The 11376-nt window shown below is 68.3% G+C and carries 15 protein-coding genes; 6 read left to right on the top strand and 9 right to left on the bottom strand.

The window, feature by feature from the left end; all coding sequences use genetic code 11:
* Positions 1-354, bottom strand: a 354-nt coding sequence (locus QOI01_RS01790) for a DoxX family protein (protein ID WP_526378022.1), incomplete at its 3' end; no start/stop codon positions are given.
* Between the two features lie 155 nt (positions 355-509).
* On the opposite strand from QOI01_RS01790, the gene QOI01_RS01785 reads away from it, so the two are divergent.
* The 3 genes from QOI01_RS01785 to QOI01_RS01775 are packed head-to-tail and all read left to right on the top strand — an operon-like array spanning position 510 to position 3395.
* Positions 510-1847 (top strand): sensor histidine kinase, encoded by a 1338-nt coding sequence (locus tag QOI01_RS01785; RefSeq protein WP_526378020.1) that lies wholly within the window; start codon positions 510-512, stop codon positions 1845-1847.
* Positions 1835-2479, top strand: coding sequence for a response regulator transcription factor (locus QOI01_RS01780; RefSeq protein WP_526378019.1), 645 nt, complete (start codon positions 1835-1837; stop codon positions 2477-2479). The genes QOI01_RS01785 and QOI01_RS01780 overlap by 13 nt, the downstream gene beginning before the upstream one ends.
* A gap of 22 nt (positions 2480-2501) precedes the next feature.
* On the top strand, positions 2502-3395 hold the full coding sequence (locus QOI01_RS01775; protein WP_526378017.1) for a DUF4097 family beta strand repeat-containing protein: 894 nt from the start codon (positions 2502-2504) through the stop codon (positions 3393-3395).
* On the opposite strand, the gene QOI01_RS01770 is transcribed toward QOI01_RS01775, so the two are convergent.
* Positions 3376-4392 carry a nitronate monooxygenase gene (locus tag QOI01_RS01770; RefSeq protein WP_526378015.1) on the bottom strand — a complete coding sequence of 339 codons (1017 nt, stop codon included), beginning with the start codon at positions 4390-4392 and terminating at the stop codon, positions 3376-3378. The two genes, QOI01_RS01775 and QOI01_RS01770, sit on opposite strands and share 20 nt — an antisense overlap.
* Positions 4392-4721: a GNAT family N-acetyltransferase gene (locus QOI01_RS01765; RefSeq protein WP_526378013.1), complete on the bottom strand. Its 330-nt coding sequence runs from the start codon at positions 4719-4721 to the stop codon at positions 4392-4394. The genes QOI01_RS01770 and QOI01_RS01765 overlap by 1 nt, the downstream gene beginning before the upstream one ends.
* A gap of 54 nt (positions 4722-4775) precedes the next feature.
* On the opposite strand from QOI01_RS01765, the gene QOI01_RS01760 reads away from it, so the two are divergent.
* Positions 4776-5165, top strand: coding sequence for a VOC family protein (locus tag QOI01_RS01760; protein WP_526378011.1), 390 nt, complete (start codon positions 4776-4778; stop codon positions 5163-5165).
* Here the strand turns inward: QOI01_RS01760 and QOI01_RS01755 are convergent.
* Positions 5137-5790, bottom strand: coding sequence for a maleylpyruvate isomerase family mycothiol-dependent enzyme (locus QOI01_RS01755; RefSeq protein ID WP_526378009.1), 654 nt, complete (start codon positions 5788-5790; stop codon positions 5137-5139). The genes QOI01_RS01760 and QOI01_RS01755 overlap by 29 nt on opposite strands.
* Positions 5777-6598 carry an alpha/beta hydrolase gene (locus QOI01_RS01750; RefSeq protein WP_526378007.1) on the bottom strand — a complete coding sequence of 274 codons (822 nt, stop codon included), beginning with the start codon at positions 6596-6598 and terminating at the stop codon, positions 5777-5779. Before QOI01_RS01750 ends, QOI01_RS01755 begins: the two co-directional genes overlap by 14 nt.
* A 200-nt stretch (positions 6599-6798) precedes the next feature.
* Between QOI01_RS01750 and QOI01_RS01745 the strand changes: the two genes are divergently transcribed.
* Complete coding sequence (locus tag QOI01_RS01745) at positions 6799-7422, top strand: TetR/AcrR family transcriptional regulator (protein ID WP_526378005.1); 624 nt, start codon at positions 6799-6801, stop codon at positions 7420-7422.
* Between the two features lie 157 nt (positions 7423-7579).
* Here QOI01_RS01745 and QOI01_RS01740 read toward each other — a convergent pair whose 3' ends face one another.
* A complete protein-coding gene (locus tag QOI01_RS01740; protein WP_526378024.1) occupies positions 7580-8050 on the bottom strand; it encodes an Rrf2 family transcriptional regulator in 471 nt (156 codons plus the stop codon).
* Between the two features lie 132 nt (positions 8051-8182).
* On the opposite strand from QOI01_RS01740, the gene QOI01_RS01735 reads away from it, so the two are divergent.
* Entirely contained in the window at positions 8183-9010 is an 828-nt protein-coding gene (locus tag QOI01_RS01735; protein WP_526378003.1) for a nitrilase-related carbon-nitrogen hydrolase, read from the top strand.
* Here the strand turns inward: QOI01_RS01735 and QOI01_RS01730 are convergent.
* From QOI01_RS01730 to QOI01_RS01720, 3 genes are all read right to left on the bottom strand, one after another.
* The gene (locus QOI01_RS01730) at positions 8999-9670 is read right to left on the bottom strand and encodes a pyridoxamine 5'-phosphate oxidase family protein (RefSeq protein WP_526378001.1); all 672 of its coding nucleotides are present in this window, start codon (positions 9668-9670) and stop codon (positions 8999-9001) included. The genes QOI01_RS01735 and QOI01_RS01730 overlap by 12 nt on opposite strands.
* Before the next feature lie 10 nt (positions 9671-9680).
* Positions 9681-10277, bottom strand: a complete 597-nt coding sequence (locus QOI01_RS01725; protein ID WP_526377999.1) for a cysteine hydrolase family protein — start codon at positions 10275-10277, stop codon at positions 9681-9683.
* A gap of 273 nt (positions 10278-10550) precedes the next feature.
* The gene (locus tag QOI01_RS01720) at positions 10551-11333 is read right to left on the bottom strand and encodes a 3'(2'),5'-bisphosphate nucleotidase CysQ (RefSeq protein WP_526377998.1); all 783 of its coding nucleotides are present in this window, start codon (positions 11331-11333) and stop codon (positions 10551-10553) included.
* Between the last annotated feature and the right edge of the window lie 43 nt (positions 11334-11376).

The following is an 11376-nucleotide window of genomic DNA, read 5'->3' as shown; positions in this document are numbered from 1 at the left end:
GACCGCGAACAGAACGGTGCTGAACAGCGGCGCCTCCACCCGCATGTTCGCGGTGACGGCTCCGCCCAGGTAGGCCGTGATGCCGAGAGCGCCCAGCACTGCGGTGCGCGGAATCGCATAGACAACGACGCAGACCGCCAACACGACTCCCATCACGAGCGCTTGGTCGGCGGGAAAGCCGAGCGCTCGGGTGCCCTCCTTCACCTGCGGCAGGCCGGCGAGCTTGCCTGCGACGTCGAATACCAGGAAGGCGCCGACCAGCACGCTGATGACCCCGCCGATTCTCCTACCGAGGCGACCCCGGGTGACCGTTGACGACGGGGCATCGGTGGCTTCTGTGGCCTCGGCATTCATGGCACTCTCCTCGTTTCACGGAATGATCTGTATCCGGGCAGACCCGCGGCGCCCGGGAAACTCATCGGCCCATTTCACGGTGCGGGGGTTATCCCCCACCGAGGTCTCGGGGAAACGCCATACCGGCAGGCGGCGCCACTCTCTAGGTTGATGGCATGGTTGCCTTCGCCGGAGACACTCCAAACACTCCAGACACCTCAGACGCCCCGACCGCTCCGGCCCACGAACCGTTCACCGACGTCGTCCGCCCGCGTCACATCGGCATCGTGCCCACCGCGTCGATGCTGACCGGCGCGGCCGTCGGGGTCGTGTGGGTCTGGATTCCGCTGGCGATCCTGATCGTCGGCGTCTCCTCGATCCCTTCGATCGTCGGCTTCGTGGCGGCTGCCGTCGTGTTCGTGTACCTCATGCGCGGCGTCGAGTGGTTGGAACGCCTCAGGAGCGAGGCCGTCTTCGCACTCGGGATTCCCACGCCTCCGCGAAAGAGGTCGCCGTACCACGGTTTCCAGCGCTGGGTGCATCAACTGTGGCTCGACGTCAGCAGTGCCCGGTTCTGGAAGGCCACCGCTCACCACTATCTGCGGCTGACCTATGACATCCTGGCATCGGGGATCGCATTCGCACTGCTCGTCTTCGCCATCCTTTGCCCAATTGCGGCAATTTCGGTGAGCCGCAGCGACGCCGAAGTGGGTGTTCGGTTCATCTCGCCGCCCCTGGCGTGCGCGTTGGCTGTTGTCGCCCTGGTCGTGGCGGTCGGCATCGCCGTCTTCGCCCCCGCGATCGACGCATCCATCGACCGCTGGCTGCTCTCGCCGTCGGCGACCGCCGCGCTGCAACACGAGGTCAGCGCGCTCAGCGACGCCCGCCAGGGAGCGGTGTCCTCGGCGCAGACCGAACGTCACCGCATCGAGCGCGACCTGCACGACAGCGTGCAGCCAAGACTGGTGTCGCTGGCCATGACCATCGGTCTGGCGCAAACCAAGCTGGACACGGATCTACCCCAGGCCAAGAAGCTCATCGGCGAGGCGCACGACGACGTCAAGAGTGCACTCGTCGAGTTGCGCAACGTCGTGCGTGGCATCGCCCCGACGATACTGGCCGACCGCGGACTGGACGCCGCTCTGTCGTCGGTGGTTCAGCGCAGCGAAACCTCCGGCGTGCCGACGACCTTGAACGTCAATCTGGCACGACGGCTTCCAGACGAGGTCGAATCCGTCGCGTACTTCGTCGTGGCCGAGGCCCTGACCAATGTCGCCAAACACGCTCGGGCGAGCCAGGCGGTGGTTACCGTCCGGTTCGACGAGGCGGCCGACGCGCTGCACGTCTCGGTGTTCGACGACGGCGTCGGCGGCGCGACGGCCGGCATCGACGACGATGCGACAGGTCTACGCGGCCTCGGTGAACGCGTACGGGCCGCGCGGGGAACCTTCGAAGTCTCCAGTCCCGCAACCGGATTCACCATCGTGACGGCGGTGTTGCCGTGCGCATCGTGATCGCCGAGGACTCGGCGCTGCTGCGGGCCGGCATCGAACGCATCCTGACCGACGCCGGGCACGACGTGGTCGCAGGGGTGTCCGATGCCACCGATCTACTGCGCATCGTCAACGAGTTTCGACCCGACCTGGCCATCCTCGACGTGCGGATGCCCCCGACTTTCACCGACGAGGGCATCCGCGCTGCCGCTCTGCTGCGCAGCCAGAACCCGGAGTCACCGGTACTGGTGCTGTCGCACTACGTCGAGGAGCGCTACGCCGCCGACCTGATCGCCTCGGACACCAGAGGATTCGGCTACCTGCTCAAGGACCGGGTCGCGGACGTGCCGTCCTTCCTGGATGCGGTCGACGTCGTCGGTGGGGGTGGCACGGTGCTGGACCCCGAGGTGGTCTCGCAGATCCTCGTCCGGGCACGTCAGCGATCCACGCTGGACCTACTCACCCCGCGCGAACTCGAGGTGCTCCAGCTGATGGCGGAGGGACGGGCCAACTCCGCGATCGCGTCCGCACTTCACGTCTCGGTCGGTTCGGCCGAGAAGCACATCGCATCCATCTTCACCAAGTTCAACCTAGCTCCGGACGAGAGCGAGAACCGCCGCGTGCTCGCCGTACTTCGCTACCTCGAATCCTGAATAACCGAAAGGGTTTTCCCCAATGACCATGGCCGCTCCCCCGCCAGTAGCGCCGCCCGCATCCGTCATTCCGACGCCGACCCCCGGCCGGCGCCGCGCCATCCGGGCCGTCCTCGTCGTGGCCGCCTCGGTGTTTGTCCTCGGGTGGTTGGTGGCGCTCGGCCTCGCAGCGGGGCGGATCAATGCGCTGCTAGTGAGCATCGAGAGCGAAAACCTACCCGGCGGGATGCAATCGCTGACGATCGATGCGGCCGGCGCGGGCATCCGCGTGCGGGTCGACCCCCACGCGGATGCGCCTCGCGTCGACCTTCGGATGGTCGCCGCCGCCCGAGACAGCCAGCGGCGCATGCAGATTACCTCCGTAGGCGACAGTACCCGGATACTGCTCACCCCGGATTCAAAGTCCTTCATGGACTGGGGCCGCTCGGGCGAGGTCACCGTCACGTTGCCACCGCAGTTGGCGGGCGGGCTGTCGGTCACGACCCAACAGGACGACGGCACTTTGACCGTAGACGCCGATGTCGCCCAGTTGACCGCATACACCTCGGACGGCACCATCGTGCTGAACGGTGGCGCAAGGCGCGTCGACATCACCGCGAGAGACGGCGATGTCGTTGGGCAGAAGCCGATCTCGGTGACCGAATCGTTCAACGCGCACACGGTGGACGGCGACATACGGGTCGAGTTCAAGGACACCGCACCTCGCACGGTCGGGGCCAGCAGCCGTGACGGTGACATCGCTATCTCGCTGCCCGGCCCGGGCCCGTATCTCGTCGATGCGTCGGTCGTCTCCAATGGGATCCGGGTGCCGAGGACCAACGACCCGGCGCGGGCCGCCGCCGAGGTGACGGTGCGGACGGTCGACGGCGACGTCCTGGTCGACACGTCGGGCGCGGCTAGATCAGGCCGGCGATGATCTCGGCGACCGGTCCCGCCTTCGCCTTGCGATAACCCGTGCCGGCCCACACGTTGACGCCGTGTGGGTCACCGGCACGCACCGATGCGGCCCTCACGGGGCTCGTCAGATAGTGCACCTCGGGGTAGCCGAAAGGCGCCTCCGCGTCGTGTTCGTCGACGAAGCGGTTGCGCAGTCCGCGTGCGTAACGGCCCGAGAAGCAACGGGTGACGGCCGTCTCGATGAATTGGGGATCATTCAGCGCTGCCCTGTGCACCGGGCTGCTCCCCGCCTCGTCGGCCAGAAGGAACGCCGTCCCCAGTTGGGCTGCCACCGCCCCGGAGACGGTCACGTCGGCGACGTCGACGGCGGTCATCAAGCCACCTGCCGCGATCACCGGCACCTCGAGCGCGATCGTCGTCGCGCGGAGCAACTGGGCCAGCGGCTGGGTCGGCGGCGATGCCACCGGGTCGAAGGTGCCGCGGTGGCCGCCGGCATCGGGACCCTGCACCGCCACGGCATCGACCCCACGGGCGACGGCCATCTCGGCGTCGGCCAGTGTGGTGACCGTGGCAACGGTCGTGATGCCGGCGCCACGTAGTCGTGCGCACTCGTCGGCCTCGGGCAGCCCGAACGTGAACGACACCACCTCGGGCTTGAGGTCCAGCACCACGTCGAGCTTGGCCGCCCACTGGTCGTCGTCGAAGCGCGCGTCACCGAGTCGGACGCCGTAGCGCTCGGACTCACCGACCAGCGCCTTCGCGTACTTCTGGATGGCGTCGGGTCTGGCGGCGCTCGGTTGCGGAACGAACAGGTTCGCGCCAAGCGGACCGGTGCTGAGGCCGCGCGCCGCAGTGATGCGCTCCGCGAACACCTCCGCGGTCAGGTAGCCGCCCGCCAAGAAGCCCAGACCGCCGGCGGTGGACCCCGCGGCGGCGAGCTCGGGGGTCGTCGGCCCTCCTGCCATGGGCGCGATGATCACGGGAACGTCGAGTGCCCGCAGGTCGAAGCTGCTCATCACTTCACCGCCTTCGCGAACACCAAGCAGTCCCGCGGTTCGGGACCGAGGTTGGGGAACGTGGCATACCGGGCGAGCCGGTACACGCTCGGGTCACGCTGCGCCTCGTCGATCATCACCTGAACCACCTCCGACATGATGCCCTGCCGCCACCAATTTCGCCCCAGGCAGTATCCGATTTCGACGACGTGCGGTCGCGGTCTGGTCCAGCCGCACGTACCGACCACCTCAGGGTCGGACGCCGCCGCGGCGAACACCGCCTCAGCGCCAGTGAGCCGAGGCGCCCGCAGTCTGACGCGCCGTCCGGCCAAAGCGGACGGTATCGCCATCGCTACATCCTGCAACTCCTTGCGCGTCTCGCCGGGAGTGGTTCACTGGATCGCATGGCCATCACGTTCAACCACACCATCGTGGCCGCCAGGGATCGACGGGAGTCGGCGAACTACTTCACCGAACTCTTCGGCCTGGAGCCGGCCAAGGAATTCGGGCCCTTTCTGGCGGTCACGCTCAACCACGGCGTCAGCCTCGACTTCGCCCAGGCAGCGAGCGACAAGGAGATTCATCCGCAGCACTACGCCTTCCTGGTCAGCGAAGCCGAATTCGACGACATCTACGGCCGGATTCGCCAACGCGAACAACAGCATTGGGCCGATCCCCGGGGTGCCAACCCCGGCGAGATCAACCAGCACGACGGCGGTCGCGGGGTGTACTTCCAGGACCCGTCGGGCCACTATCTGGAGATCATCACCCGGCCGTACGGGTCCGGCGGCTGAGCACCCGCAGCGACAGCGTCGCAACGCCGTCGCCGCGCAGGACGGCCAGAGCTCTCGGCCGGTTGCCCAGCACGGAGACCAGACCGGCCGCACTGCCCTCGACTACGGGTCCATCGCCGTGGGTCCACCCGGTATCCGTGGCGATGAGCCAGTCCGCGGCTGTTGCGGAAGGCGGGAACGACGGGTTCGGTAGCGACACTTGCGTGTTCAGTACGTCGACGAGCGCGTCGTGGGCGATGGCCGGCTCGCGGTCGACGGCCAGCAGGATGTCGATTTCGTGGGTGACGTGGTCGCCGAGCAGCATCCGGCGCGGAAAGTACCGCCCGATTCCGCGGGGACGTTCAGCGAGCGCTGCGAAGTCGGCGAGTAATTCAGCAGGGTCGCGTGACGTCGCGAGCGCCCAGGCCAATGCGGTGTTGGCGGGGTTGAAGGAGCCGCGACGGCCTGCGATCTCCGCCGCGAAGGTGCCGGGCGCGCAGCCGTAGCCGACGACGAGATGGGCAAGCACGTCGTGGTTCGTCCAGTCGGCGCATAGGCTCGGCGCCGCCCACTCGTCGGGACGAAGGGTCCCGGCGACCGCCAGGAATCGAAGGGCGTTGGACCGCAACCGTTCACGCGCCGACATCGAGGTGCTCCCTGAGGAACGCAGTCTGATCAGCCAGGACCCGATCAATCAGCGGCGGGTGGTAGATCGCGAAGTGGTCGGAGTCGTAGTGTCTGGCGATACCCCGTGGCGCTCGGTCTGCGACCAGCGCCGCGTACCTGGGATCCATCAGATTCTCGCGGTCGCTGACGCAGACCAGAAGCGGCACGCCAACCCTTCTCGCGTCACGCAGTGCGGAGGTGGTGATCATGGCCGCTGCATCGGCGGCTGCGATGCGGTTGTCGAAGGTGCCGCCGGGCGGGACGGCGGCGTTCCACCCGTCCAGTGCGCCTGGCGCGGTCACCATCGCCAGGCCCCCGGCGGGCCCACGATCGGCACGTAGCGACGGTCCCGGCGGGTCTAGTGCGCGTAGGGCGTCTTCGAGGATTGCGGACGTCAGTCTCAGCGGACCCAGAACGCCAAGACTGCGCGCCGCGCCCAGGCCGTGCACGATCGGGCATTGCACGATGGCGGCGACGACGCCGGTCCGCCCGGCGCCGACGCGAAGGACGTTCATCGCGCCGAGGCTGGTTCCCCACAGCGCAAGGCGGTCCGGGTCGACGTTGGTGCGCGTCGTCAGATACGACAGCGCCGCCAACACGTCCCCCCGCTGGGCCGACATCGAAATGCGTTGGCGTGGTTGCCCGTCCGAGTCACTCGTATGGCGGTAGTCGAATGCCAGGGCGGCAATGCCAGCGGCTGCGAAGTGTTGCTCGTACTGCGCCAGCATCATGTCGTGCGTCGCGCCAAGCCCGTGAGCAAAAAACCACCGCAGGATGCGGTCCGGCATCCGCAGGCAAGGTCCGCCACGCGGCACTCCGAGTGCCGCCGGAGTCGAAGTCGACGCGTTCGCTCGGCGTCGCCTCGATACTGCCAGCCTCCATGCAAACCTCCTTGATAGGTACGTTGTACGTGTTGACTACACTGCAACAGGTACGCCGTACGTGTCAAGGGCGGCGTGCGGCCAACGCGAAGAGGAGGGGGCGAACGATGGTGCGAGCCCGGTTCACCAGGGACGAAGTCGCCTCGGCCGCACTGCGAATCGTCGATGAGGCGGGATTGACCGCGCTCAGCATGCGGTCGCTGGCCGCCGCGCTCGGCACCGGACCCATGACGATGTACAACTACGTGGCAGGCAAGGAAGGCCTCGAGGAACTCGTTGTCGCGTCCATCGTCGCCGAAGTTTCGGTGCCCCCCTCGAGCGGCGACTGGCAGCGCGATGTCCATGCGATCGCGACCGAGATGTGGCGCGGTGTGCGCGCGCACCCGGCCGCCATCCCGCTGGTCCTGACGCGTCGCATGTCATCGGCCGCCGGCTTCGCAGTCGTCGACGCGTTGGTCCTCGCCCTTGGGAAGGCACGCCTCACCGACCGGGACCGGCTGTCCGCGTTCCACGCCGTGTTCGCCATGGTGATCGGCGCGGCTCAGGCCAAGCTGGCGGGCCCACTCACCGGGGATGCCGCCGAGGCCGCAGCCCAGATCGGCGCGGTGGCGGGATCCGAGTTCGCTCACATCGAGCGACTGTCGAAGGTGGCCATGGAGACCTCGGTCGAGGACGACTTCGACGTGGGCCTGCGCATGCTGCTGGACGGGATCGCCGCACGCAGTCGGTGACGCCAACGGCCGCGAGCGTGCGCGAAACGCCGAACGGCCACGGCGTGTCGTGCACAGACACGCACGCTGGCCGGGAAGGTGAGTGGCGGGGAAGGGGTGAGTGGCGGGGAGGTGAGTGGCGGGGCGGGCGAGTCGTGGCGTGCGGAGTACGGGGCCGCTAGGCGTGGCCGCGCTCCTCCTCCTGGGTGACGTAGTCACGTGCGAGCGCGTTGACGTGCCTGGGCAGGTCGCCCGTCGCGACGTCGGCGAGGCTGGTCTCCTCCAGCACCGACCGCATACTGGCCCGCAACGCACGCCAGAGGTCGGTCAACGCAACGGTCGGCCCCGAGTACGGCAGGTCACCGAGGCCGATGTCGCGGACGCTGGCCAAGGGGCCGTCGATGCAGCGAAGCACGTCTGCGATGCTGACCTCCGCAGCGGGCCTGGCCAGCTCGTAGCCCCCGTCGCGGCCTCGGTGGCTGCGGACCAGTCGATCAGTCCGCAGGTCGGACAGAATGTCGACCAGGAACTGCGGCGGGATGCCCTGTGACTTGGCCAGGTCGTCGGTCTTGACCAGCGTGCCCGGCTCGACCGTGGCCAGCTGGACCATGGCCCGGACGGCATACTCCGCCTTGGCCGACATCCGCATGATGCGCATTGTGCCACCGGCCTGGCTGCGAACCTCGCACCAGTCGATTTCCCCGGTCGCTCCGCTCCTGCCCTCCGGATCGATTTCCCCGGTCGCTCCGCTCCTGCCCTCCGGATGGTCCACGATAAACACATGACCATCCGCGTCACCTGTTGTCAGATCCCGCTGGCGATCGGTGACACCACCGGCAACCAGACCACCGCCACTGCCGCGATCGAAGCGGCGGCGCGCGATGGCGCACAGATCGTCGTGCTGCCGGAACTCGCATCCTCGGGCTACGTCTTCGCCGACCGCACCGAACTCGCCTCGCTCGCCGAGACCCGCGACGGGGCCGCCATCACCGGATGGGCCAACCTCGCGGAGTCGTTCGATCTGACCGTCGTCGCCGGGTTCCCCGAGGCTGCGGGCGAGAAGATCTACAACAGCGCGGTCGTCGTCGATACGACCGGGATACGTGGCGTCTACCGAAAGGCGCATCTCTGGGACACCGAGAACAACGTGTTCGACCGCGGCGACGACCTTCCGCTCCTGGTGGAGACCGCGCACGGCCGGATCGGTGTGATGATCTGCTACGACATCGAGTTTCCCGAGTGGGTACGCGCGGTGGCGCTGGCCGGCGCCGACCTGCTGTGCGCGCCCGTGAACTGGCCACTGCTGCCCCGCCCGGACGGCGAGCGACCGACCGAGATGGTGCGGGCGCTGGCAGGCGCGGGCACCAACCGGATGCCCATCGCGGTGTGTGACCGCACCGGCGTCGAGCGCGGTGTGGACTGGATCGGCGGCAGCGTGATCACCGACGCCGATGGCTATCCCATGGCGATCGCACAGTACGGCAAGCCCGGCAGTGTCACCGCCGACATCGACCTCGAGCAGTCGCGAGTGAAGCGGTTCAACGAAAACAACGACGTACACGGCGACAGGCGCACGGACCTGTACCGTCGCACGGCGCTACTGGACTGACGGCGGCGCGCTGCGCATCGTCCCGGTCAGCGCGCGCACCGAGTCGGGTAGCGGTATGCCTGGGGTGAGATCGGGCGCGGCCAGCGGCGCGCCATAGGTGACCGACATCGGCACGACGCCCGCCCAGGCATCCGCCGCGACGTCCTCCTCGGGGTCCTCGGGCCACCCGGCGCTGACCTTGAGTGACCAGTTGTCCTCGCCGATGGGCAGTCTCAGCGCCACGGTCGCGGCGAGTTCCTTGCGGTTGCTCTCCCGCAGTTCGGCGACCCGGCCGGGGATGAACGTGTCGGTCAGGATGTTGAGGAGACCGACCTTGTCGTCCTCGGGCACGCGCTCGAAGACGCCGAAGATCGCGGCGCTGCGGTAGTGGAACGACGACTCGAACCCGCTGCGCGCCACGACGACACCGTCCAGGGTGGTCACCGACACCGCCGCCGAGACACCGGTGGTCAGGGCGCGTAGCCACGGTGAACCCGTTGACCCGTGGATCACCAGGTGATCCCCGATCCGCGCGAAGCCGGTCGGGAAGATGACCGGATGACCGTCGCGCACCAAGGCGACGGTGGCCAGCGGCGTGCTGTCGAGAAGGGCGTCGAGTCCGCTTCGCGAGGTGTCCTGCTTCTCGCTGAGTCGGCTGACCCGGGTCGAGGGTTGCGTCATCGGCTCATTGTCAGTCCGGGATGTCCGCACCGCTCGGTACGACCACGGCGAAGAGGTCGGCCATGCCCGCCAAGCTCGCCACCTGCATCGCCGCCGCCGGCACCGACTCGCCCCTCGGCCCCGGCAGTGACCGGGTGGCCGTGGCGGCGGCCACCACCGTCGGGGCGTAGCCCAGGTTGAATCCACCGCGGGCCGTCGAGTTCACGCACATGTGCGTCATGAAGCCCGCGATGACGAGGTTCTTCGCGCCGACCGACTTGAGCTCGTTCTCCAGATCCGTCTGTACGAACGAGTTCGGATACTGCTTGACCACGACGGGTTCATCGTCACGCGGGGCGACCTGCGCGACGATGGCGCCGCTCTCCCCCTCGATGTCGTACAGCGATCCCGGCCCGTCCGAGTGCTGGACGTGGATGATCGGAATACCCGCCGAACGCGCGCGCTCAAGCAGCGTGGCGGTCTCGTCGAGCGCCGCCTGGACACCGTCGAGTTCCATGACGCCCCGGGTGTAAGTGTTCTGGCAGTCGATCAACACCAGCGTCGACTGGGCCAGGCTTACCGGCGCGAGTGGCAATTCGGCCAGCGCGCGAAGAGTGGGATTGCTCATTCGGCGAGCGTACTCAGCCCGAGCGATCCGATCGTGGCGATCGGGGCACCCCGTCCGCGAACTTGGACTCGGGCGCCGTGAAGGTTCGGGGTTTGATCGTTCGCGCGCGGGGAGGCGTGGTGCCGACGATCCAGGCAGTCAGATCGGCGTCATCGACCCCGCACCGCCGAGCAAGGACTTCCTCCGTGGCTGGAACCAAACGATGACGGCCACCCACGACCTGGTCCTCGCCCGCCCTGGTGTCGGCGACCCTCCGGTTCCAGGGAATGCCAGTCAGACCGCGGTCGTGACCGCCAACACGGCGGACGCCAACTCGGGCCTGCACACGATCAAGTCGGGCAGCAGCGGGTCGGCCCGGTTGTACTCCAACGGCGAACCGTCGATACGCGACGTGTAGAGCCCGGCGGCGCGGGCGACCGCGACGGGCGCGGCCGAATCCCACTCGTACTGTCCACCGGCATGCACGTAGACGTCGGCGATCCCCTGCACGACGGACGCGACCTTGGCTCCCGCCGAACCCATTTCAACCAGGACGCCGACGAGGGCATCACGTACCAACAGCGCCACCGCGGGTGGCCTGGTGCGCGACACGACGATTCGAGGCGTCGCAGGCGCGGCGGGTGGCGCCGCGACGTCCGGCGTCGCAAGTGTCACGCCCTGCGAGGGAAGGGCGACCGCGCCGGCAACCAGCTCGCCGGCCTGCCACAGAGCGACGTGCACTGCCCAGTCGTCGCGACCGAGCTCGGAGAACTCCCTGGTGCCGTCGAGGGGGTCGACAATCCACACCCGCTCGGCACCGAGCCGGGCGGAGTTGGCCCGCTCCTCCTCCGTCGCCTCCTCGGACAGCACCGCGTCGTCGGGCCGCTCGGCCGCCAGAGCCTCCATCAGGAAGCGGTGAGAACGCTTGTCCCCGGCGTCCTTTCGCTCGGCCGCAGTGGCGTCGGCAAGCTCGGCGCGAACCTCGAGCAGCAGTTCACCGGCTTCGGTCGCGAGGCGCGCGGCCAGTTCGTGATCGGAGCCCAATCTCCGGTCGCTCCGCTCCTGCCCGCCGCTCATCGAGAACCGATCATGTCGATGACCTGCTGAGCCAGGTCATCGA

The sequence above is a fragment of the Mycobacterium sp. genome (assembly GCF_032162605.1).
Lineage (GTDB): Bacteria > Actinomycetota > Actinomycetes > Mycobacteriales > Mycobacteriaceae > Mycobacterium.
This window is presented reverse-complemented; position numbering and strand designations above follow the sequence as displayed.

Coding starts and splice junctions, on each gene's coding strand:
- QOI01_RS01785 (WP_526378020.1), top strand. CDS start 510: ATGGTTGCCTTCGCCGGAGACACTCCAAACACTCCAGACACCTCAGAC.
- QOI01_RS01775 (WP_526378017.1), top strand. CDS start 2,502: ATGACCATGGCCGCTCCCCCGCCAGTAGCGCCGCCCGCATCCGTCATT.
- QOI01_RS01770 (WP_526378015.1), bottom strand. CDS start 4,392: ATGAGCAGCTTCGACCTGCGGGCACTCGACGTTCCCGTGATCATCGCG.
- QOI01_RS01765 (WP_526378013.1), bottom strand. CDS start 4,721: ATGGCGATACCGTCCGCTTTGGCCGGACGGCGCGTCAGACTGCGGGCG.
- QOI01_RS01760 (WP_526378011.1), top strand. CDS start 4,776: ATGGCCATCACGTTCAACCACACCATCGTGGCCGCCAGGGATCGACGG.
- QOI01_RS01755 (WP_526378009.1), bottom strand. CDS start 5,790: ATGTCGGCGCGTGAACGGTTGCGGTCCAACGCCCTTCGATTCCTGGCG.
- QOI01_RS01750 (WP_526378007.1), bottom strand. CDS start 6,598: ATGCCGGACCGCATCCTGCGGTGGTTTTTTGCTCACGGGCTTGGCGCG.
- QOI01_RS01745 (WP_526378005.1), top strand. CDS start 6,799: ATGGTGCGAGCCCGGTTCACCAGGGACGAAGTCGCCTCGGCCGCACTG.
- QOI01_RS01740 (WP_526378024.1), bottom strand. CDS start 8,050: ATGCGGATGTCGGCCAAGGCGGAGTATGCCGTCCGGGCCATGGTCCAG.
- QOI01_RS01735 (WP_526378003.1), top strand. CDS start 8,183: ATGACCATCCGCGTCACCTGTTGTCAGATCCCGCTGGCGATCGGTGAC.
- QOI01_RS01730 (WP_526378001.1), bottom strand. CDS start 9,670: ATGACGCAACCCTCGACCCGGGTCAGCCGACTCAGCGAGAAGCAGGAC.
- QOI01_RS01725 (WP_526377999.1), bottom strand. CDS start 10,277: ATGAGCAATCCCACTCTTCGCGCGCTGGCCGAATTGCCACTCGCGCCG.
- QOI01_RS01720 (WP_526377998.1), bottom strand. CDS start 11,333: ATGAGCGGCGGGCAGGAGCGGAGCGACCGGAGATTGGGCTCCGATCAC.